At 70.6% G+C, this 20040-nt stretch carries 20 protein-coding genes, 1 tRNA gene and 1 pseudogene; 18 read left to right on the plus strand and 4 right to left on the minus strand.

Features of this window, described 5'->3' with window-relative positions; translation table 11 throughout:
* Nucleotides 1-2 precede the first annotated feature (2 nt).
* Complete coding sequence (locus tag J7E87_RS19840; protein ID WP_215096040.1) at nucleotides 3-236, plus strand: hypothetical protein; 234 nt, start codon at nucleotides 3-5, stop codon at nucleotides 234-236.
* Here J7E87_RS19840 and J7E87_RS19845 read toward each other — a convergent pair.
* Nucleotides 214-1380: pseudogene (locus tag J7E87_RS19845) on the minus strand (glycosyltransferase 87 family protein); the annotation flags it as partial. The gene J7E87_RS19840 and the pseudogene J7E87_RS19845 overlap by 23 nt on opposite strands.
* A gap of 125 nt (nucleotides 1381-1505) precedes the next feature.
* On the opposite strand from J7E87_RS19845, the gene J7E87_RS19850 reads away from it, so the two are divergent.
* Nucleotides 1506-1578 (plus strand) — tRNA-Ala (locus J7E87_RS19850).
* A gap of 90 nt (nucleotides 1579-1668) precedes the next feature.
* On the opposite strand, the gene J7E87_RS19855 is transcribed toward J7E87_RS19850, so the two are convergent.
* Complete coding sequence (locus J7E87_RS19855; protein ID WP_215095809.1) at nucleotides 1669-3255, minus strand: NADH-quinone oxidoreductase subunit NuoF family protein; 1587 nt, start codon at nucleotides 3253-3255, stop codon at nucleotides 1669-1671.
* On the minus strand, nucleotides 3252-4676 hold the full coding sequence (locus J7E87_RS19860; RefSeq protein ID WP_215095810.1) for a ferric reductase-like transmembrane domain-containing protein: 1425 nt from the start codon (nucleotides 4674-4676) through the stop codon (nucleotides 3252-3254). The genes J7E87_RS19855 and J7E87_RS19860 overlap by 4 nt, the downstream gene beginning before the upstream one ends.
* 532 nt (nucleotides 4677-5208) lie before the next feature.
* Between J7E87_RS19860 and leuS the strand changes: the two genes are divergently transcribed.
* The 5 genes from leuS to J7E87_RS19885 all read left to right on the plus strand — a co-directional run bounded on the left by leuS (nucleotide 5209) and on the right by J7E87_RS19885 (nucleotide 12790).
* Nucleotides 5209-8067, plus strand: a complete 2859-nt coding sequence (gene leuS, locus J7E87_RS19865; RefSeq protein WP_215095811.1) for a leucine--tRNA ligase — start codon at nucleotides 5209-5211, stop codon at nucleotides 8065-8067.
* Nucleotides 8068-8206: 139 nt separating this feature from the next.
* Nucleotides 8207-9019 (plus strand): hypothetical protein, encoded by an 813-nt coding sequence (locus tag J7E87_RS19870; protein ID WP_215095812.1) that lies wholly within the window; start codon nucleotides 8207-8209, stop codon nucleotides 9017-9019.
* 178 nt (nucleotides 9020-9197) lie between these two features.
* A complete protein-coding gene (locus J7E87_RS19875; protein ID WP_215095813.1) occupies nucleotides 9198-10043 on the plus strand; it encodes a DegV family protein in 846 nt (281 codons plus the stop codon).
* A 415-nt stretch (nucleotides 10044-10458) separates the two neighbouring features.
* On the plus strand, nucleotides 10459-11304 hold the full coding sequence (locus J7E87_RS19880; RefSeq protein ID WP_374195197.1) for a helix-hairpin-helix domain-containing protein: 846 nt from the start codon (nucleotides 10459-10461) through the stop codon (nucleotides 11302-11304).
* A 10-nt stretch (nucleotides 11305-11314) separates the two neighbouring features.
* Entirely contained in the window at nucleotides 11315-12790 is a 1476-nt protein-coding gene (locus J7E87_RS19885) for a recombinase family protein (RefSeq protein ID WP_215095815.1), read from the plus strand.
* Nucleotides 12791-12811: 21 nt separating this feature from the next.
* Here the strand turns inward: J7E87_RS19885 and J7E87_RS19890 are convergent, their stop codons facing one another.
* Nucleotides 12812-13510: a hypothetical protein gene (locus tag J7E87_RS19890; protein ID WP_215095817.1), complete on the minus strand. Its 699-nt coding sequence runs from the start codon at nucleotides 13508-13510 to the stop codon at nucleotides 12812-12814.
* A gap of 142 nt (nucleotides 13511-13652) precedes the next feature.
* Between J7E87_RS19890 and J7E87_RS19895 the strand changes: the two genes are divergently transcribed.
* The 11 genes from J7E87_RS19895 to J7E87_RS19945 all read left to right on the plus strand — a co-directional run bounded on the left by J7E87_RS19895 (nucleotide 13653) and on the right by J7E87_RS19945 (nucleotide 19984).
* A complete protein-coding gene (locus J7E87_RS19895; RefSeq protein ID WP_215095818.1) occupies nucleotides 13653-13889 on the plus strand; it encodes a helix-turn-helix transcriptional regulator in 237 nt (78 codons plus the stop codon).
* Complete coding sequence (locus tag J7E87_RS19900) at nucleotides 13889-14059, plus strand: hypothetical protein (protein WP_215095819.1); 171 nt, start codon at nucleotides 13889-13891, stop codon at nucleotides 14057-14059. The genes J7E87_RS19895 and J7E87_RS19900 overlap by 1 nt, the downstream gene beginning before the upstream one ends.
* A gap of 72 nt (nucleotides 14060-14131) precedes the next feature.
* On the plus strand, nucleotides 14132-14653 hold the full coding sequence (locus J7E87_RS19905) for a hypothetical protein (protein ID WP_215095820.1): 522 nt from the start codon (nucleotides 14132-14134) through the stop codon (nucleotides 14651-14653).
* Nucleotides 14650-15030, plus strand: coding sequence for a hypothetical protein (locus J7E87_RS19910; protein WP_215095821.1), 381 nt, complete (start codon nucleotides 14650-14652; stop codon nucleotides 15028-15030). Before J7E87_RS19905 ends, J7E87_RS19910 begins: the two co-directional genes overlap by 4 nt.
* Nucleotides 15027-17057, plus strand: coding sequence for a bifunctional DNA primase/polymerase (locus J7E87_RS19915; RefSeq protein WP_215095822.1), 2031 nt, complete (start codon nucleotides 15027-15029; stop codon nucleotides 17055-17057). Before J7E87_RS19910 ends, J7E87_RS19915 begins: the two co-directional genes overlap by 4 nt.
* Before the next feature lie 203 nt (nucleotides 17058-17260).
* Nucleotides 17261-17509: a DUF6253 family protein gene (locus J7E87_RS19920; RefSeq protein ID WP_215095823.1), complete on the plus strand. Its 249-nt coding sequence runs from the start codon at nucleotides 17261-17263 to the stop codon at nucleotides 17507-17509.
* A gap of 75 nt (nucleotides 17510-17584) precedes the next feature.
* The gene (locus J7E87_RS19925) at nucleotides 17585-17989 is read left to right on the plus strand and encodes a hypothetical protein (protein ID WP_215095824.1); all 405 of its coding nucleotides are present in this window, start codon (nucleotides 17585-17587) and stop codon (nucleotides 17987-17989) included.
* A complete protein-coding gene (locus J7E87_RS19930) occupies nucleotides 17973-18605 on the plus strand; it encodes a helix-turn-helix domain-containing protein (protein WP_215095825.1) in 633 nt (210 codons plus the stop codon). Before J7E87_RS19925 ends, J7E87_RS19930 begins: the two co-directional genes overlap by 17 nt.
* A gap of 5 nt (nucleotides 18606-18610) precedes the next feature.
* Nucleotides 18611-19294 (plus strand): hypothetical protein, encoded by a 684-nt coding sequence (locus J7E87_RS19935; protein ID WP_215095826.1) that lies wholly within the window; start codon nucleotides 18611-18613, stop codon nucleotides 19292-19294.
* A gap of 14 nt (nucleotides 19295-19308) precedes the next feature.
* Entirely contained in the window at nucleotides 19309-19683 is a 375-nt protein-coding gene (locus J7E87_RS19940; protein WP_215095827.1) for a hypothetical protein, read from the plus strand.
* A 79-nt stretch (nucleotides 19684-19762) separates the two neighbouring features.
* Nucleotides 19763-19984 carry a hypothetical protein gene (locus J7E87_RS19945; protein ID WP_215095828.1) on the plus strand — a complete coding sequence of 74 codons (222 nt, stop codon included), beginning with the start codon at nucleotides 19763-19765 and terminating at the stop codon, nucleotides 19982-19984.
* Nucleotides 19985-20040: the final 56 nt, after the last annotated feature.

Below are 20040 nucleotides of genomic sequence, written 5' to 3' on the forward strand. Positions count from 1 at the left end.
TGATGGGTGCACACAGGCGTAAATGCGACTGGTGCGGCGGTGGTACGCCCATCGTCCGGGACATGGACCCGATCAATCCCGAGTATCAGTACTGGTGCGAGGAGTGCGCGCGGGCGCTGATCATAAAGGGCGACCCCATCGAGACGTACAGAGAGCTCGAAGGGGAGCCGATCTATGGGCGGCTCCTGGAGGAGCACTGCACCCTGAAACGGTTCTATTCATTCGCCACAGCATGACCAGGACGGTCGCGGACGTGAGCGAATAGAGGGCGGATAGGACCATCTGGCCACTGTTCTGGGCGAGTTCGAGCCGCCCCGGCCCGTGCGGTACCCACCACAGGGCGTACGAACAGAACACCAGCCCCGCCGCTGTCGCCCACACCTTGCTGCCGCGCGCCGCCAGGAGCAGCACCATGGGCACGCACCACACCCAGTGGTGCGACCAGGAGACCGGGCTGATCAGCAGAGCCGTCGCGGCGCAGGCCACGACCGCGCGGGCCCGGTCGCCGCGCACCGCCGCACCCACGGACACGGCGAGCCCGGCCGCAGCGACGAGAGCGGCCGCGACGACCCACCACAGTCCCGGATCGGGAGTGTGCAGCAGCCGGGCGAGGATCCCGCGCAGCGACTGGTTGGCGGTGTCCTCGGCGTGGCCGACCCGGCCGGCCGCGAAGACCGTCCCGGTCCAGTAGCGCCGGGAGTCGTACGGCAGGACAGCGGCGGCCGCGAGCGTCGTGCCGAGGAAGGCTGCCAGTGCTGTCGCCGCCCTCCGCAGCCACGGGTTCCAGCCCTCGCGCCGGGCCCGTACAAGACCGGCGATCAACAGGAAGAGCGCGAAGAGCGCGGGCGTCAGCTTCACGGCCGCCGCGCATCCGATGCCCACGCCCGCCCACCTGTGCCCCTCCCGGCGCGTGATGTCCCAGAGCACGGCGACCGCGAGCAGCAGATTGATCTGGCCGTAGCGGAGCGTCGTCCACACCGGTTCGCACCACACTGCGGCCGCGGCCACCCAGAGCGTCGCCGAGCGCCGGTCCGTCTGGGGGTGCGTCAGCCGCAGCGACAGATAGACGAAGGCGACGAGCAGGAGCAGGTTCCCGGCGGTGGCGAGGGCGCGCATCTCGGGCACGCCGAGCAGGGTGAGCGGCGTGAACAGCAGGGCGGCGAACGGCGGGTAGGTCGTCGGGAGGTTCGCCCTGGTGGCGCGCATCGCGTAGAGGTCTGCTCCGGCGCGTACGGTCTCGCCCTCCGCCCGGTAGACCATCAGGTCGATCATGGAGACGTCGGCGGCGCGCTGAGCCATCCAGAAGGCCGTGAAAGACAGCAGACAGACCGAGGCGGCGAGGGCGGGACGTCGGGCACTGGACAGCGCGATCACGGTCACGAAGAGGGACGTTACCGGCCCAGTCCGTACAGACCGGAAACGATTTGGTGATGCACCAGGGGGAGCGTTAATGTTGTCGACGTCGCCGCGGGGGGTAGCTCTTCGATCAAGGCGGCACATCGCAAGGGGCTATAGCTCAGTTGGTAGAGCGCCTGCATGGCATGCAGGAGGTCAGGAGTTCAATTCTCCTTAGCTCCACAGAAGCAACAGACACAAAGAAGCGGGCCATCCGGATCGGATGGCCCGCTTCTTGTGTGCCCCTGGGGTCGGTGTGACCCCAGGGGACTGTCAACTGCGGCCGCTGCCAAGCGCCTTGCGGTTGCTCGCCGGCAGGGAGGGGCGGGTGGTCGGCGTCGGGGCGGGTCCCTGCTCGATACGGAGCGCCAGCGCGGGACACCGGCGTACGGCCCGCTGTGCGCGCCCCCGCAGATGCATCGGAACAGAGGCGTCGGCGAGCGCCGGATAGCCGTCGGGGCCGAGCCGGATGAGCTCGGGGACGATGTCCGCGCAGAGCCCGTGGCCCTGGCAGAGCGTCCAGTCGACGGCCAGCTTCTCGCCGCTCGGAATCGACTCCTCCGCGTCCTGGTAGCCGGGGCCGGGAAGCGGTAGCACGCCGGTCGTCTCGCGCCCGCAGCCACCGTCGAGCACATGGGCGGCGAGGTCGTCGGTGAAGGCGGACAGGGTCGAGGCGAAGAAGCGCGCCGAGCCGTCGGGGTGCTTGCACGCGCCGCGGCCTTTCACGGCCTGCGTCACCTCGCGCAGCGCCTCCAGGGCGGCGGGGCCGCCGCCATTCATGACGTCGGACAGGCCGCCGGCCGCGGCGGGCAGGCCCAGCTTGCAGGGGCCGCACTGGCCGGCGGTCTCGGCGGCGAGCCAGTTGGCCACCCGCAGCGCCTCGCCCAGCGGGCAGGTCTCGGGGCCGATCGGGAGGATCGCGCCGGCGCCCAGGGAGCCGCCCACGGCAGCAAGCGATTCGCGCGAGACGTTGGCCTCGTGGACGGCGACGGAGTCGATCCAGTTGCCGTGGTAGCCGCCGGTGAGCACGCCCTGGGGGAGCGGAGGGGCGCCCGCCAGCTGCAGTACGTACCGCAGCGGGACGCCCGTGGGGACCTCGACGACCATCGGGCGCGCGACCGCCCCGGAGATCGTCAGCATGACCGTGCCGGGCTCGGTGTCCAGGCCGGTGTGGCCGTAGCGGCGCGCGCCGATGCGGGCGCCGATGGCGAGCTGTGCGTACGTCTCGGCGTTGGACAGCAGGGTCGGGGCACCGCCGACGCCGGTGTCGGAGGCGCGCTCCCGGCGGCCGGGCGGCAGGGCGGGTCCACCGTTCACGGCGCGGATGACCGCGGAGGCCTCGCCGGAGACCATGCGCTCCGGCGTACGGATCACCCGCGCGCGCAGCTGCTGCCCGCGTCGGTCCGACAGGCCGCGCTCGGCCAGCGCGGCGCGCATGGAGATCTCCGTGGAGTTGCGGGTGACCGCGACCACCAGGGTGCGCGCGCCGAGTGCCTCGGCGGCGAGCAGAGCGCCGTCCAGGATCAGATGGGGGGCGCGGTTGAGCAGCACGGTGTCCTTGCGGCAGGCGGGCTCGCCCTCACTGCCGTTGATCACGACGACGGGCCGCACCCCGCGTCTGATCGCGGACTTGGCCACGGCACGCAGCTTCTGCGCGAAGGGGAAGCCGGCGCCGCCGCGGCCGCGCAGGGATATGTCGTCGGCGAGCTGGGCGAGCAGCTCGCCGGTCACCGGCTCGAGAGGGCCGTGCACCTTGAGATGCATGGGGAGGTCCAGGCGCTCGACTAGATCGAACCCCTGCGTCAGCTGGGGAAGGCCGACGACACGAACCTCGGGGACATCAGGGAGGGGGGTGTTCACGGTCGGTCTCCTGCGGGCGTGTGCCAGGGCTCTCCTGCCGGGGGCGGAAAGAGGGGTCCGGGCAGGGGCGCCGTGTCGTCGTACACGTCGGCGTTGCCGGTGGTGTACAGGGCGGAAGGTGCTTCGTAGGGGGGAGAGGGGTCGTAGGAGGCGGGAGCGGGAGCGGGCTCGTACGCGGTGGGAGTTTGGTAGGCCGGGGGAGGCTCGTAAGCCGGAGGAGGCTCGTACGAAGGGGGAGGCTCGTACGAAGGGGGAGGCTCGTACGAGGGGGGAGCGGGTGTTTCGAGCGGCTCGGGCGGGAAGGCCTGCGCGGGCGGCGGCGGTGACGGGGTCGGCCACAGACCGGACCGGGAACCCGACTCGGGGACGACGGGGATCTCCTCCGTCATCGGTATGCGCTCGGCCAGCGGGGCCGCCTGGTCGCCGGCGAGGGAGACCGCGCGATACGCGGCGGAGATGCCCGTGCCGGGGCCCACGCCGGGCCCGACGGCCGGTTCGGCGTCCGGGGGCGGCGGCACCTCGTAGAGCTGGGGCGAGGGCGCTTCGAGCCGCCGGGGCTGCGCGCGCGGCCGGTCGAGGGGAGGCTGACGCTGGAACTCCTGCTCGTAGGGGCGCTGGGAGGGAATGCCGTTCATGCCGTTGAGGCCGACCGGTCCGGTCGCGCCGGGGAGCGGAGACATGGCCGGATCGCGCCGTAGCTGCTCGTCCGCCGACCGGTCGTCGCCCGAGCCGGTCAGCGACATGATCTTGGCGGCGATTTGCCGCTGCACCGGCCGCGGCATCAGCCGCACGGACACGGCGGCGGCGACACCTGTGAGTACCAAGCAGTACATCGTCACGACCCAGGGCGCGGCGGGCCGGCCGGTGAACAGGCCGTGCACCAGCGCGGAGCACCAGGCCGGGTAGGCCAGCATGTGCAGCGGCCGCCAGCGGCCCGCGATCTTGATGTTGCCGGCCAGTGCGCTGCGCAGCGCGCCGGTCGTTGCGGCGACCACCATGAGGAAGCCGGCCAGCGAACCGAAGCCGATCAGGGCGGACGTGCCGGTGACACCGAGTCCGAACGGGATCAGGGCGCCGATCGCATCCACATGGCCCAGCGACACCTTCACGGTGGCGTGCAGCAGCAGGAAGCCGAGCGAGGCGACCGCGGTGGTCCGGTGGATGCCCTGGGCAAGGAGGCGGTGGCGCGTGGAGAGGAGCAGCCGGTCCGTGGCGATCAGGCCCCACGCGACGGAGGCGGAGAGGGACACCAGGGACAGCACCCCGGTGGTGAAGTCCAGCGCGGCGCGAAAGTTGTCGCTCCCGCCGACGGCTATCAGGGGTAGGAGCACGAACGCCGCGACGGACAAGCCGCCTTGCACCGGGCGGCTTAGCCCGGTACTCGGCGCTGGCGACGAACGGCTCTTGCGATGAGGGTTCATGGGGCGACTCCGAATGGTGCGGGAAAGGCGGTCCCGTTGACGCATGCTAGGTCCACCCATTCTGGGCAGTACGCGGTTTGAGCGTTTAGAGAGCGGAACCACAGTCAACTGACTCTGGGGTTGCCCCGGATAGGGGCGATACGCGGGGTAACCTCGGCGTCTGGAGTCATGTGGAAGCGTAGTTCGGGGGGGCGTGCGGAAGGCGCTCAGGGAGCGTGCCGGGGAGTGGCGCGAGCTTATTCAGGCGGGCTCTGGCCGGCGTCCGGGGTTGCCGGGGATGGCTGCCGGGATCTTTAAGGAGTTCTTCGGGGGCCGCTCGTGGGCCGCTCGGGAATGGTCCCATGCGCCCGGTTCACTCGCTGCGGTACCCTGGCGCCATGCGTGCCGTACGCCTTCTGCTTAGCGAGCCGCGCTGATCAGTCCCGACGGATGAAAGATCCGGTCGGAATCGGCGCGGCGTCCCCTCCTGTGCGAGGGGTTTTTTCGTTTTGGAATCCGCTGGCAGAGACGAATCGATGGAGCTTCAAGGATCATGAGCGAGACCAGTCCCGCTGCTGCTGAGGTAACTGCAGCGCACCGCTACACAGCCGCCATGGCCGCCGACATCGAGGCACGCTGGCAGGACGTCTGGGACGCTGAGGGTACGTACGAGGCGCCGAATCCGGTCGGCGACCTGGCCGGGGATCCCGCCCAGGTCGCCAAGCCCAAGAAGTTCGTCATGGACATGTTCCCGTACCCCTCGGGTTCGGGCCTGCACGTCGGGCATCCCCTGGGCTATATCGCCACCGACGTCTTCGCCCGCTACCAGCGCATGACCGGACACAACGTCCTGCACACGCTGGGCTTCGACGCCTTCGGCCTGCCCGCCGAGCAGCACGCGGTGCAGACCGGCGAGCACCCTCGGGTCACCACCGAGGCCGCCATGAACAACATGAAGTCCCAGCTGCGCCGACTGGGCCTGGGCCACGACAAGCGCCGGTCGTTCGCGACGATCGACCCGGGCTACTACAAGTGGACCCAGTGGATCTTCCTGCAGATCTTCAACTCCTGGTACGACGAGGACGCGAAGAAGGCCCGTCCGATCGACGAGCTGGTGGCGCAGTTCGAGAGCGGTGAGCGTGCGGTGCCGGGCTCCACGCGCGCGTGGAGCGAGCTGAGCGCCTCGGAGCGCGCCGATGTGCTGAGCGACTACCGGCTGGCGTACGCCTCCGACGCTCCCGTCAACTGGTGCCCGGGCCTGGGCACCGTACTGGCGAATGAGGAAGTCACCGCTGACGGACGCTCCGAGCGTGGCAACTTCCCCGTCTTCAAGGCGAAGCTGCGCCAGTGGAACATGCGCATCACCGCCTACGCCGACCGGCTGCTGGACGACCTGGACGCGCTGGACTGGCCCGAGGCCATCAAGCTGCAGCAGCGGAACTGGATCGGCCGCAGCGAGGGCGCACGCGTCCACTTCTCGGTCGACGGCCACGACGACGCACACATCACGGTCTTCACCACCCGCCCCGACACGCTGTTCGGCGCCACCTACATGGTGCTGGCTCCTGAACACGGCCTGATCGACTCCATCGTCCCGGCCGAGTGGCCCCAGGGCGTCAATGAGGCGTGGACCGGGGGCGCCGCCACTCCGGCCGAGGCGGTCTCCGCGTACCGCAAGCAGGCCCAGACGAAGAGCGATGTCGAGCGGCAGACGGAACACAAGGACAAGACCGGTGTGTTCACCGGCGCCTACGCCCTGAACCCGGTCACCGGCGAACGGATCCCCGTCTTCGTCGCCGACTACGTACTGATGGGCTACGGCACCGGCGCCATCATGGCCGTCCCCGGCCAGGACGAGCGCGACTGGGAGTTCGCCGAGGCCTTCGACCTGCCCATCATCCGCACCGTCCGGCCGCCGGACGGCTGGGAGGGCGAGGCCTTCACCGGACAGGGCCCGGCGATCAACTCGTCGAACGACGAGATCTCGCTGGACGGGCTGGACGTTGCCGAGGCCAAGTCGAAGATCACCGAGTGGCTGTCCGCCCGCGGGATCGGCGAGGGGACGGTCAACTTCCGGCTGCGCGACTGGCTGTTCAGCCGGCAGCGCTACTGGGGCGAGCCCTTCCCGATCGTCTACGACGAGGACGGCATCGCGCACGCGCTGCCCGAGTCGATGCTGCCGCTGGAGCTGCCGGAGGTCGACGACTACTCGCCACGTACGTTTGACCCGGACGACGCGGACACCCAGCCCGAGACGCCCCTGTCGCGCAACGAGGACTGGGTCGATGTCGAGCTGGACCTGGGCGACGGCGTCAAGCGCTACCGCCGGGAGACCAACACCATGCCCAACTGGGCGGGTTCGTGCTGGTACGAGCTGCGCTACCTGGACCCGCACAACAGCGAGAAGCTCGTCGACCCGGAGATCGAGCAGTACTGGATGGGCCCGCGCGAAGGGCAGCCGCACGGCGGCGTCGACCTGTATGTCGGCGGCGCGGAACATGCCGTACTGCACCTGCTGTACGCACGGTTCTGGTCCAAGGTGCTGTTCGACCTGGGGCACGTCTCCTCGGTCGAGCCGTTCCACAAGCTGTACAACCAGGGCATGATCCAGGCGTACGTCTACCGGGACAGCCGCGGCTTCCCGGTGTCGGCCGTCGACGTCGAGGAGCGGGACGGAAAGTTCTACTTCGAGGGCGAGCCCGTCAAGCGCGAGCTGGGCAAGATGGGCAAGTCCCTGAAGAACGCCGTCACTCCGGACGAGATCTGCGCCGAGTACGGCGCGGACACGCTGCGGCTGTACGAGATGGCCATGGGGCCCCTGGATGTGTCGCGGCCGTGGGACACCCGGGCGGTCGTCGGCCAGTACCGCCTGCTGCAGCGGCTGTGGCGCAATATCGTCGACGAGGCGACCGGTGAGGTCACGGTCGTCGACACCGAGCCCGACGAGGCGACGCTGCGTGCGCTGCACAAGGCGATCGACGGCGCCGGCCAGGACCTGGCGGCTCTGCGCTTCAACACCGCCATCGCCAAGATCACCGAGCTGAACAACTATCTGACGAAGGCCGGCGGCCCGCTGTCGCGCAGCGTGGCGGAGCGACTGGTGCTGCTGATCGCTTCGCTGGCCCCGCACATCGCCGAGGAGCTGTGGCGCAAGCTGGGCCACACCGACTCGGTCGTGCACCATGACTTCCCGGTCGCCGACCCTGTGTATGCCGTGGACGAGTCCGTGACGTGCGTCGTGCAGATCAAGGGCAAGGTCAAGGCGCGGCTGGAGGTCTCCCCGTCGATCTCGGACGAGGAGCTGGAGGCGCTGGCGCTGGGTGACGCGGCGGTGGTCGCGGCGCTGGGCGGCGGGGATATCCGCAAGGTGATCGTGCGGGCGCCGAAGCTGGTGAACATCGTCCCCGCGTAGCGCCGGCCGGCGGGCTTCGTAGCGCCGACCGCGCGGGCAGGGGTTTCCCCTACGGGCAGGCCCAGGGTTCCGATGGAACCCTGGGCCTGCCCGTTCCGTTTACGGTGGAGGGGACAACAGCCGAGCCGGAGGGGCGCACATGGAAGCCGCGATTCTGATACTGACGCTGCTTTTCGTCGCCTTCGTGGCGTTGGGGGTGTATGTCGGCGTGAAGGCCATCGGCGCGGCCAGGCGCGGAGTGGAGCGTACGGTCACGCAGGCGCGCCGCACCGTCGAGGAGACGACACTGCGGGCCAAGAGCTACGGGCAGGGCGGTGTGGTCGGCGAGCTGGCGCAGCTGCGGCTGTCGCTGCGTACGTCGATGAGGGCGACGCAGGACGCGCTGCAGGCGGGCGCCGCCGAAGACGCCGCGCTGTCCGAGTCGCTCGGACTGTTCAAGCGGCTGAGCGCGCACGGCCGCGAGCTCGACGACGAACTGAAGCGGCTGGAGCGCGAGCCCGACCGGGCGACGGTGGCCTCGCTGCTGCCCGGGCTGCGCGAGCGCACGGAGCGAATCACGCACTCGGCCGAGTCCCTGAGGTGGGCGGCGCGGGACCGGGCGCAGAAGTTCGCGGACGACGATCTGAATGCGCTGAGCGCGCAGATCGACGTCGAGGCCGGGGCGTTGCGGCACTGGTCGGTGGCGGAGACGCCGGAAGGGGATGCGGGATCTTCGTCGGCGCAGGCTCACGGGGCGCCTGCGTCGTGGCCGGAGGCGGGGGCCGATGACGGGGCGGTGCGTGAGCAGACGTGGCCGGAGGCGGGTGCGGGGGCTGAAGGCGGGCCTGAGGCCGGTGCTGGGCCCGGTGCTGAGTCGCGGCCGCAGCAGCCGCAGGCGATCACGGCGCGCGATCCTCGGCAGCAGAGGACGTATCCCTGGCAGAAGACCGCCCGTCCCGAGACCACGAATTGACCCACCGACGGTTTGGATCGTGATCCATCAGCGGTCCGTCGGCGGTCCCTCGCTGATCCATCAGCGTTCCCTCGGCGGTCCGTCGGCGGCCCCTCGTTGATCCGCCGGCCGGGGCGACGCGATCGATGGCGAGGGGCCGGGCTGCCGTGCGGCGGCTCCTGCGGGTAACCTCCCGCTCATGTCCCGCCATGTCGCGATCGTCACTGATTCAACGGCCTACCTGCCGCCACCGACGATGGAGCGCCACGGCATCATCTCGGTGCCGCTGACCGTCGTACTTGGTGATCGGGCGTTCGAAGAGGGCACCGAGATCTCGGCCCGCTCACTCGCGCTGGCATTGCAGAAGCGACGCCCGGTGACCACGTCCAGGCCGAGCCCCGAGGTGTTCGCAGAGGCATACCGTGCGAGAGCGGAGGCCGGTGCGACCGGCATCGTCTCGCTGCATCTGTCGAGCGAGTTCTCCGGCACGTACGACGCCGCCGTACTGGCCGCCAAGGACGCGCCGGTGCCCGTGCGGGTGGTGGACACCGGGATGGTGGCGATGGCCCTGGGCTTCTGCGCGCTCGCGGCCGCCGAGACGGCTGAGGGCGGCGGCACGCTCGACGAGGCGGTGGCCGCCGCGGAGAAGCGGGCCGCGGGCACCTCCGCGTATTTCTATGTCGACACGCTGGACTACTTGCGCCGCGGCGGCCGGATAGGGGCCGCGCAGGCGCTGCTGGGCTCGGCGCTCGCGGTGAAGCCGCTGTTGCAACTGGACGGCGGCCGGATCGAGCTGCTGGAGAAGGTGCGTACGGCATCGAAGGCGATCGCCCGGCTGGAGGAGATCGCCGTCGACCGGGCGGGCGCGAGCAGCGTGGACATCGCGGTGCACCATCTGGCCGCGCCGGACCGGGCCGCGACGCTGGCGGAGCGGCTGCGGGAACGCGTTCCCGGGCTGGCCGAACTGCATGTCAGCGAGGTGGGCGCGGTGATCGGGGCGCATACGGGGCCGGGGCTGTTGGGGGCTGTGATCTCGCCCCGCTGAGCTGCTGGTGTGGGCGCGCTGAGGCGGTCGCCGTCACCCTGGTGAGTGACCGGGTTTTCCACAACGGGTCGGTTGTCCACGGGAATTGGACCTGCTCAGCGGGTTCCGACGGATGTGCCTAGCGTCTTGTGTCATGGCTCTCCGATCACGTTCCGCAACCAGTGGCCCGGGCCGCGCCCCGGCCTCGGACAGCCGCGCCCGTGACGGCCGCGGCTCAGGCTTGGGCCCTGCCCGGCCAGGGCCCGGCCCCGGTCCGGTCTCTCACGGCTCGGGGCCGGGCCCCGGTTCGGTCTCGCCGGGTTCGGGGTGGGGCTCAGGCTCGGGCTCTCCCGGTTCAGGGCCGGGCTCCGGCCCGGGTTCGGGGCGCGGTCCCGGCCGTGGTTCGCGGCGTCCGGTCCGCCTGCGCGGCAGGCGGGTGGCTGCCGCACCGGGTACGGCCGCCCTGCGCCGCCGGGCGGACGCGCTGTTCGAGGGCCCGCCACGCAGTACGGGCACGAGTCTCGACAGCGCTGCGGGGCGCTCGCGCATCGAAGCGGGCGGGGGCGGCCGCGCGGCCGCGGACGTCGACTCCACGACGAGCACGGGTACTCGGCAGCGCGTGGGGCTTGCGGTGCGGGAGCGGTTGCCGCTGTGGATGCAGCTCAGATGCGGGCTCGAGCCCAGGGCCCTCGCCGCCCTGGCCGTCGTACTCGTAGTGGCAGCGGTCTTCGCGGCGCAGCACTTCTGGGCGGGGCGGCCACAGACCGTGCCGGCCCCGGAACTGGTCCAGCAAGGCGCGGGCACGCGGGAGCCGGAGCCACAGCCGTCACCGGGGCCGCCGCCGTCCGACGCGGGGCCCGGAGGACGGATCGTCGTCGATGTGAGCGGCAAGGTGAGGCGGCCGGGGGTGCACCGGCTGCCGGCCGGATCCAGGGTCGCCGACGCGCTGCGGGCCGCCGGAGGCGTCCGGGCCGGTACGGACCTGACGGGGCTCAACCGGGCGCGGGTACTCATGGACGGCGAGCAGGTGGTGGTGGGCGCGCTCGCGCCCCCTGGATCGCCGATGCCGGGATCGCCGATGCCGGGAGCGGGCGCGGGTGGGCAGAACGCTGGGCCGGTGAGCCTCAACTCGGCGACCGTGGAGCAGCTCGACACCTTGCCGGGGGTCGGTCCCGTACTGGCCCAGCACATCGTCGACTACCGCACCCAGCAAGGGGGTTTCCGGTCGGTCGACGAGCTCCGCGAGGTCAATGGGATCGGCGATCCGACGCTGTCAATGTAACCTATCGAACATGACGCCAACAAGGGCCGTGCTCCTGCTCCGGATCAGCTACCGCAAGGCCGAGGAGGAGGCTGCGGACGCTGCTGACGAGACCACTATCGAGCGCGTGCACAGGATCTCCAAGGGCATCGGCCGCCAGGAAGAGGACGGCCGCGCCCTCGCGAAGCGGCTCGGGTGGACGATCGTCAAGGTCATCCCCGAGGACGACACGTCCGCCTTCAAGCGGCGCAAGATCAAGCTCCCCGATGGCACCACCGCCCTTCGCACCGTTCGCCCCGGCTTCCGTGCCGCTCTCGACATGCTCGCTTCGGGGGAGTGCGACGGACTCATCGCAGACGACCTTGACCGCGTGGCGCGCGATCCGCGTGACCTTGAGGACCTGATCGACGTAGTGGAGTCCCGCCGGCCCCGCATCCCCGTGGAGTCCGTCACCGGCTCACTGAGGCTCGCCAACGACGCCGACATCACCATGGCCCGCATCATGTGCGCCGTCGCCAACAAGAGCAGCCGGGACACCTCCCGCCGTGTCTCCCGCAAGCACGAGGAGTTGGCCGCAGAGGGCAAGGTGGGCGGCGGCGGCTTCCGCCCGTACGGCTACGAGCGCGACGGCATGACCGTCTGCGAGCCTGAGGCCGAAGTCATCCGGTGGATGGCCGCTCGCGTCCTCGAAGGCTGGTCACAGAACGAGATCTGCGACGACCTCAACGCACGTGGCGTCAAGCCGGCCAAAGCCGAGACGTGGAACCCGCGCTCCGTGTCCTCGATCCTCCGCGGCCCCCGCATCACCGGCCTGCGTCGCTTCCGCGGCGAGGTCATCGGCGATGCCTCATGGCCCGCGATCATCGACCGCGAGACCTGGCACGACGTTCAGGCACGCCTCAACGAGCGCGGCGGCGGCTCCCGCAACGACTTCGTACGGTGGCTTACCGGGGCCCTGATCTGCTCGCGGTGCGACCGCCCGTTGTGCGGCTGGCAGGGCAACCGGGGGCCGCGGTACTGGTGCGCTACGCCGCGGGGTGGCTGCGGGAAGATCACGATAAACGCGGCGCACGCTGAGGCCGAACTAGAGCGCCAGGTCCTCGACTTCCTCGGGAAGCGCAACGTCCTCGCCCGGCTGCGGTCGCTCGCGAGCACGGAGACGAGCGCGGCAGCGCGTGCCGAGCTGGCCGAAGACGAGAAGCAGCTGCGGGAGTTGGCGGGCATGTGGGCGCGCAGGGAAATGGGACTCCAGGAGTACACCGAGGCCCGGCGCATCATCGCCACGCGGGTGAAGGAGTCGGAAGCGCTCGTCAAGTCGCAGGCGCCGCGGGTGCTGCGGGCGCTGCTCGCTGGGGATGTGCGCGAGGGGTGGGCGGAGTTGAAGCCTGCCGGCCGTCGTGAGGTGCTGCTCGCGATCCTGCCCGGCTACCGCGTGATGCCGATGGAGGAGGGTGTGGCGCGACGATTCGACCCTGCCCGGCTCGTTCCACTTGACCCCGCCACGTAGGTTCGGTGGCCCCGCAGGAGCTCACTCCGAGCTGGCGTCGTCCCGCCGTGTCGCTCGTGCGGCGATGAGCTTGATGCCAGGCTCGGCACCCTCGCGGCCAGCTGCGCCGGGGCCCAGCCAGCCCTCTTTACGGGCCCGGACGACCCATCGGGAGACGGTCTGCTCGGGACGATCCAAGGCAGCGGCTAGCCGCTTGACCGCGCCTCGTGGCATGCCTGCCGCAGACTCGGCGATGTACCCCTCAGCGACCGCCTGCATCAGCTCGTCAGGCAGGGCGGCCCTGCCGGGGCTCGGCTTATCAGGGCTGCTCGCGGCGATGATCTGGTCTGCGGTCCGACTGGGCGTGACGAACTCCATGGACACGGGGCCGGGAACGCCCTGCTCGTCTGCTGCGGTGATCCACTCCTTCGTAGCGACCCAATGCCGTACCTCGTCGAGAATCGACCCCACTGGGATGTCCCGGAGCAACCGCGAGGTCACGCTCGCGCCGACCGGCTCACCCCACGCGCCCGGGACGACTACAAGCCGCGTGATCACGAGACCGTGAGAGCTGCGGGCAACAGTCCCCGTGGCTCGCCATCCCTCGCCGCCCTTTGCGAAGTGCGCGACGATCCCGGCCTCCTCCTCCTCGGGAGCGGGCTCCTGGAAGCTGGTCAGCGGGTGCATCCACGCGGGCTCATTGTGGCGGTCCGCGTGTCGGTCGCTCTGGGGGGTGGTCACCCCGAAAATGTCGCACCTTCCGTAACGCCAGGTCAACGGGACGCAGCGAATTGGGCCGGATTGGGCCCACCCACAGCATTGAAGTGAAGTGGTGCGCTCACCCTGCTGGACAAACTGAAGGGGTGGGCCTACCGTTGTTCACATGACCGCAACGGCGGATTACATCCGCTCTCGCCTGGGGGTTCGCCTTGAACTCCCTCAGCCCGACGAGCGTCGGGCGCTGCGTGAGGCCGCGGGACTCACTCAGCAGGAAGTCGCCGACGCCATCGGCGTCACCCGCGCGGCCATATCGCAATGGGAGGCCGGCACACGCACCCCGCGAGGGGCGCTGCTGGACCGGTACGTCGACGCGATCCGCGCCCTGCGGGACGCCGCCTGATGGCCGCGCAGCGAACCATCTCCGACGTCTACGCCGACCGCGAGCTCACGGACGCGCAGGTACGCCGCCTCTTCGCTCTCCTCGGCCTCGGTCGGGATCGGCGACAGCAGAACGGCGCCGAGGTTGCACCCTCGACGCCGCCCACCGAATCCACTCAGCAAGCCAGCTGAAGAAACGCCGAAGCCCCGGGCTCATTCGCTCGCCAGCGACCCAGGGCTTCAACGACAGAAACGGATATCGCCATGATGGCACAGACCGCCAACATCGGACCGCTCGACCTCACCCCGACCGGCCACGAGGCGTACATCGTCTCCGAGGCCAACTCCGACGTCACCAACGCGCTGGCCAAGCTCGGCGAGTTCCGCAAGGACTCCACCGGCCCGGGCGCCGAAATCCTCGACATCGTCGCCGCCGAAATCCGCCGGACCGGCGACCCGACCGCCGTCACGGACCAGGTCCTCACCCTCATGGGCAACGCCGCCCGTACCGAGTGCGAAACGCACACCTGGTGCACCGGGACCGGCGAGCACGACGCCCACATGGGCGCCACCATCGACATCCCCGCCCCGGACCCGCAGGAAAAGCCGTACCTCGGCGCGTACCTGATCGACCTCGGCGGCGGCGCGGTCGCCGGACTCGACGCCGGAACCTGGCAGGACCTCGACTCTGCCGGCCTCCGCGCTGAGGCTGCGAAGATCCGGGCGCACTGCGACCGGCTCGACGCGCTCGCCGACCAGCTCGCCGCCATCGAGGCCAGTAAGTGAATGGCCGCCGCACCGAGGAGCGCCCCCGTCCGGCCGTGATGGCCGGGCGGGGGCCCGCCGTACGCGCCGAATACCGGCTCAAGCTCCCGGCCGATGGCCGCATCCTGAGCGCCGGATTCCTCGGCGAGCACTACCGGCCGTTCCCCCCGGGCGCGTCCGTCGTCCTCGACGCAGGCAGCGCCACCGCTATGACGGTGGAGCAGGCCCGGTTCATCGGCCGCAGCCTCGCCCACTGCTCCGAGATCACGATCAGCGGCACCGCCGACCACAGCGCGCGCGGACGGGTTGACGACTTCGGGCTGATCCACGGCCTCGACGCGATCGCCAACGTCATCAGCCAAGCAGCGCACGCCTTCGCCATGGAGCGCCGTAAGTGACCAACCCCGACGACGGCACGGCCACCATGGCGCCCCTCGAAGGCGCCCTGTGGCTCGTACAGCATGGCTTCGCCGTCTTCCCCGCGGACCACCCCGGAGCCGAACGGTGCTCCGGGGTGGGCCGCGGACACGACCCCGCGACCTGCACCGACCGTGGAAAGCACCCGGCCGTGCCCTTCACCCGCAGCAACACCGCCGACGAGGCGGAGGTGCGCCGGCTGTTCGGTGGCCAGCTGCGCAACGTCGGTGTAGCCGTAGGCGCCTGCACGGGCCCTGACGGTGCGCGGCTCCTGGTCGTCGACAGCGACCGGCCCGGAGCCATCGAGGACACTGCTGCGGACCTCGGCCAGCAGCACGCGCCCACGATGCGGGTGTTCACGGCCAAGGGCCACCATGACTACTACTGGGCACCTGCTGACGCGCAGCTCGGCAACGGACTCGGCGCGCTGAAAGGCAAGTTCGACGGCGACGTACGAGCAGGGAACGCGTACGTCATCGGGCCCGGATCGGTCCACGCAACAGGGGTCATCTACACCCTGGAAGACCCCAACTGCTGGCCCGCACCGGCGCCTGAGTGGCTGCTCACCGCGCTCCAGACGCGTGCAACGCCACCGGTCGCCCCGGCAACGAACATCGTCATCCCCGCGGACCGCCACGACGCATACACCCGCAAGGTCGTCCAAGCCGAATGCGACGCGATCACCGGGGCCCCGCTCGGCGACCAGAACAACACCATCAATACAGCCGCGTTCAGCCTCGGCACCCTCGTCGGTGCTCGCGCCCTCAGCGAGGCCGAGGCCCGTGACGACCTGCTCGCCGCAGCGCGCGCCGGTAACCACCCCGAAGGGCGTGCCCTCGCCACCATCGAATCCGGGCTCCGAGCAGGCATGGCCCAACCCCGGCACCCTTGGCCCCCAGTATCTCGAGCAGACGACCGCAACGACTTCTCGGCACTGCTGGGGCCCGAGCAGGAAGCCGAGCCGCAACACGACAGGCTGCGCGCCTCCCTGACGGTGCGGGAACCCGAGCCGACGCCGGCGGAGTCGACGGATGAGGCGTTCTCCCCCTTCAAGCCCGGCGGCTCGTTCTTCCACGACGTACCGGAGACACCGCCGGCCGTCTGGGGGAGCGGCGGTGACGTGCTCTGGGCAGAGGGGGAAGCGCTGCTAATCGCCGCGCCGCAGGGCGTCGGCAAGACCACGCTCGCCCATCAGCTCATCCGGGCCCGCCTCGGCTTGCAGGAGAGCGTCCTCGGCTTCCCCGTGATGCCTGGTGGCGTGGCGCTGCTGCTAGCCATGGACAGGCCCTCACAGACCCGTCGCGCAGGCGGCCGCATCTTCGGCAAGGACGATCCGAAGTACCTGAACGACCACCTCGTCGTCTGGGAGGGCCCACCGCCGTTCGACCTCGCCAAGCAGCCGGACATCCTCGCCGCGATGTGCGCCAAGGCCAAGGTTGACACGGTCATCATCGACAGCATCAAGGACGCCGCGCTCGGCCTGTCTGACGACGCGGTGGGCGCCGGGTACAACCGGGCCCGGCAGAAGGCCTTGGCCGAAGGCGTGCAGGTCCTGGAGAACCACCACGTCATCAAGCGCGGCCCGAACGGAGCTGCGCCCAACACCATGGCCGACATCTACGGCTCCACCTGGATCACCTCCGGCGCTGGCTCCGTGGTGCTCCTGTGGGGCGAGGCGGGCGACCCGATCATCTCGTTCCGGCACCTCAAGCAGCCGATGGACGAGGTCGGCCCCTTCCACCTGGTGCACGACCACGCAGCCGGCACGACGGCCGTACAGCACGCTGCCGACCTCCTTGAGATGGCCCGCTTTGGCGGTGTCCACGGAATCACGGCGATCGCAGCGGCAGAAGCGATCTTCGAGACGAAGAAGGTCACGCCCGCACAGAAGGAGAAGGCCCGCCGGAAGCTCGACAAGCTCGTCAAGTCCGGTCTCCTGGCCCGCATCGACCCCACTGCACCCGGCGACCCCGCCCGCTACTACCTCGGCCGCGCGGATGCCGCATGAGCCGCACGGAGGTGCACGCAGAGGTACACGCACCCTCACAGCCGTGCACCCACACGCACCCCGCACGGAGGTGCACGACTTCCATAAAAGGCCAGGTCACAGCTACACGCAGAGGTACACGCACCCTCACACGCTCTAGGTGCACGTTCCCCACCCCCCTTACAAGGGGGGGAACCGTGCACCCCCTCAGAAACGGAAGTCCCATGAGCACCCTCATCCCCGGCACTGGGCACCTCGCCCTCTTCACCACCACCGGTACCGATGGAGAGACCCACTTCCACGCCCGTCCCCTCATCTGCTGGACCCTCGGCGACCACGGCCTCGCCGTTGGGCAGTGCCTCACCCCAGACGGCCGCGTAACCGTGGCCAGCGATGAGCCCAACTTCTCCAACTACCTGACCGCGCACGAATGGTCAGTCCTTAGCGAGCCGAAGCGCGTACTACGCCCGTAGTGCTTCCGGCCGCGCATCCGGTTCCAGACCCCTCGCGCGCATCACGCCCGTACATGTACGACAAGGAGAACCCCCATGCCCGACACCCCCGACACCCCGCCCCGGTCCGGCTCCCGCGGCGGCCGGCACTACCCCGGACGGACCGAACTCGACGCGGCGAACGCCCGCTTCCGCCGCACCGTCGCCAAGGTGTTCCGCGACAAGGACCCGCAGACCTCGGCGAAGGCCGAAGCCCTGGTTCGTGAGGCTGCTGCCGCATTGGACGCGGTCACGGTGAAGGCGAACAAGGCGCTGGAGGAATCCGCCGTCCACAAGGCCGCGATGGCGCGCCTGGAGGCGAAGGCCACCCGGGCGTTGCGCGGCTCCGTACGCCGCGCGCAGGCCCGCGGCGAGGCACCGAACCCCACGGTCGTCCGGCTGCTGGAGCGCGGCCTCGGACGCCGCCCGGAGAACGGTCCGCAGGGTGACGACGCGGCCTGACCTGCCGCCCGGTGCACGGCACCTGGTCCGCCCGGACGGATCGGTCCTGGTGCCGGCCGAGCTGGTGCCCGACGTCCTGCGCACGCTCGTCCTCGGCACGACCGCCCGCGTACGGGCCAACGGCGGCACCCTCGCCGTAGGCGCTCATCAGCTGCTGTTCGCGCTCCAGCTCGCCGCCGAGCAGCCCACAGGTTCCGCCCCCGGAACCCCCGCTGAACAAACGGCGATGGTGGAACTGACCGCACGACAGGCCGGGCAACTCATGGGGTGCTCGACCGAGTACATGCGGCGTCTCGCCAGGACGGGCCGGATACGGGCCCGCCGCGCCGGCCCGGCCTGGCTCATCGACGCAGACAGCCTCAACGCCTACCGGAAGGGCCACGACATGCCACCCGAGCAGGAGACCCAACGGCCCGGCTTGAGCGCCGCTGTCGGCGCCGCCTTCGCCGAGCAGCCGAAGCCCCAGCAGGCCGAAGCGGACGCGTTCAGCGCCCGCATCGAAGCCGACGCAGCCCTGTACGGCACCCCCGCGTGGGACGCCCTGTCCGCCGGGCGCCGCGCCATCGTCGCGCACCGCGCCCTCACCACCGCCCGTACGTCAGCCGAGCAGGAGTGACCCCCGTGACGACCACCAGCCCCGCAGACGCCCGCACAGCACTCGCCGCGGCCAAGCAGGAGAAGACCGAAGCCCAGCAGCTCGGCGGGGCCCTGGCCGAGCGCGTCCGCAGCGGCGACCCCGAGGTGACACCGAAGCAGCTCGCCGAGGCGAAGCAGCTCGCCGAGTTCGCCGATCTGCGCATCACCGCGGCTCAGCGCAAGCTCGCCGAGGCCGAGGAGGCCGACCGGCGCGCACGGGCCGAGGAGGTCGCCGCCGTCGCACGCGACATCGCTGGTGACGACGACCCCCGCGAACTCGCCGCCTGCGTGCGTGCCGTGGTCGATGCCACTGCCGCTCTCGTCGCGGTCGCCCAGGCGCGTGACAGCCGTATCCGCACGGCAGGCCGCACCCTGCGCCGCATTGACCTGGAACTGTCCGCCCTGGACGCCAGCACGAACCGGGCGATGCGCGACCGGTACGGCGTCGAGGGCAGCGCACTGGCAATCACGGTGCACGAGCCGTACGCGCGTGTGGAGTCCGTCAGACCCGCCGCCATCGTGGCGGCCGCCGTAGGGCTCGGCGCTGGCACCGACCACTACGCCGAACTGCGGGAAGCCTTCGGGGTCATCGAGTTCATGGTCCCGCGCGTGCTGACGCAGATGCCGCCCCTGGATGCGGCCCTGAACGACGCCGACGCGTCCGCCTGAGGGAGGGCCAGGCCATGCAGGACGTCGACAGCACCCTGATCGGTGGCCAGCTACTGGACGCCGCCGATCCAGCCGCTGGTGTCGTGCCCGACGCCTGCGCCGTCTGCGGTACGACCAGCAACCTGCGTCGCACCAGCGTTCCCGGCCCGTCCGGGGTCGTCTGCTTGCCCCACCTTGACGCCGCCCTCAGGACCCTTGGCCCCGCCACCGTGGACACCATCGGCGTCTGCTCCGTGCAGCACATCGGCGCTGACCCCATGCAGACGCGGTACAGCGTCGTCGCGGTCTGGCCCCTCCGCACTTACGGGGACTTCCGGCAGCCCTCCATCAGGGCGTGCCGTGAGCACCTGGCCGAAGCGATTGCCGGCCTCGCCGCTGGCTCTCTCTGACCTTGACGCGTCCTTCGGGGCGGGCATTTCTTCACGCTGTGCGGATGCGTCCGGATCCGTCCGGAAGGACGCTGGGAGCATGGCTGAAGAAACGCCCGTGATCGTTCATTCGCTGTCGCCAGAGGGCGGCAGACTGGTGACGATCCGCGGCGAGCGCGTCGGCATCGCGTCCAATCTGTTCGATCTGCTGGAGTTCCTGCGCCGTGCGGGGCTGCCCGAGGCGGACACTGCGATCGATGATCCGGACTTGATCGAGTGGCGGGGCGGCGGGCCCGAGGTGTGGAACGAGTCGCCGCCCTGACCCCCTACGCGGCGACGATGACGCCCACAGCGCCCCGCAGCCCTTGCAGCGTGCTA

The organism is Streptomyces sp. ISL-1 (assembly GCF_018614585.1).
In the GTDB taxonomy this organism is placed as follows: domain Bacteria; phylum Actinomycetota; class Actinomycetes; order Streptomycetales; family Streptomycetaceae; genus Streptomyces; species Streptomyces maoxianensis.

What these genes read in the sequence shown, in the direction of transcription:
- J7E87_RS19840 (WP_215096040.1), top strand. Translation starts at nt 3, where the DNA reads ATGGGTGCACACAGGCGTAAATGCGACTGGTGCGGCGGTGGTACGCCC.
- J7E87_RS19860 (WP_215095810.1), bottom strand. Translation starts at nt 4,676, where the DNA reads ATGAACCCTCATCGCAAGAGCCGTTCGTCGCCAGCGCCGAGTACCGGG.
- leuS (WP_215095811.1), top strand. Translation starts at nt 5,209, where the DNA reads ATGAGCGAGACCAGTCCCGCTGCTGCTGAGGTAACTGCAGCGCACCGC.
- J7E87_RS19870 (WP_215095812.1), top strand. Translation starts at nt 8,207, where the DNA reads ATGGAAGCCGCGATTCTGATACTGACGCTGCTTTTCGTCGCCTTCGTG.
- J7E87_RS19875 (WP_215095813.1), top strand. Translation starts at nt 9,198, where the DNA reads ATGTCCCGCCATGTCGCGATCGTCACTGATTCAACGGCCTACCTGCCG.
- J7E87_RS19885 (WP_215095815.1), top strand. Translation starts at nt 11,315, where the DNA reads ATGACGCCAACAAGGGCCGTGCTCCTGCTCCGGATCAGCTACCGCAAG.
- J7E87_RS19895 (WP_215095818.1), top strand. Translation starts at nt 13,653, where the DNA reads ATGACCGCAACGGCGGATTACATCCGCTCTCGCCTGGGGGTTCGCCTT.
- J7E87_RS19900 (WP_215095819.1), top strand. Translation starts at nt 13,889, where the DNA reads ATGGCCGCGCAGCGAACCATCTCCGACGTCTACGCCGACCGCGAGCTC.
- J7E87_RS19905 (WP_215095820.1), top strand. Translation starts at nt 14,132, where the DNA reads ATGATGGCACAGACCGCCAACATCGGACCGCTCGACCTCACCCCGACC.
- J7E87_RS19920 (WP_215095823.1), top strand. Translation starts at nt 17,261, where the DNA reads ATGAGCACCCTCATCCCCGGCACTGGGCACCTCGCCCTCTTCACCACC.
- J7E87_RS19925 (WP_215095824.1), top strand. Translation starts at nt 17,585, where the DNA reads ATGCCCGACACCCCCGACACCCCGCCCCGGTCCGGCTCCCGCGGCGGC.
- J7E87_RS19940 (WP_215095827.1), top strand. Translation starts at nt 19,309, where the DNA reads ATGCAGGACGTCGACAGCACCCTGATCGGTGGCCAGCTACTGGACGCC.
- J7E87_RS19945 (WP_215095828.1), top strand. Translation starts at nt 19,763, where the DNA reads ATGGCTGAAGAAACGCCCGTGATCGTTCATTCGCTGTCGCCAGAGGGC.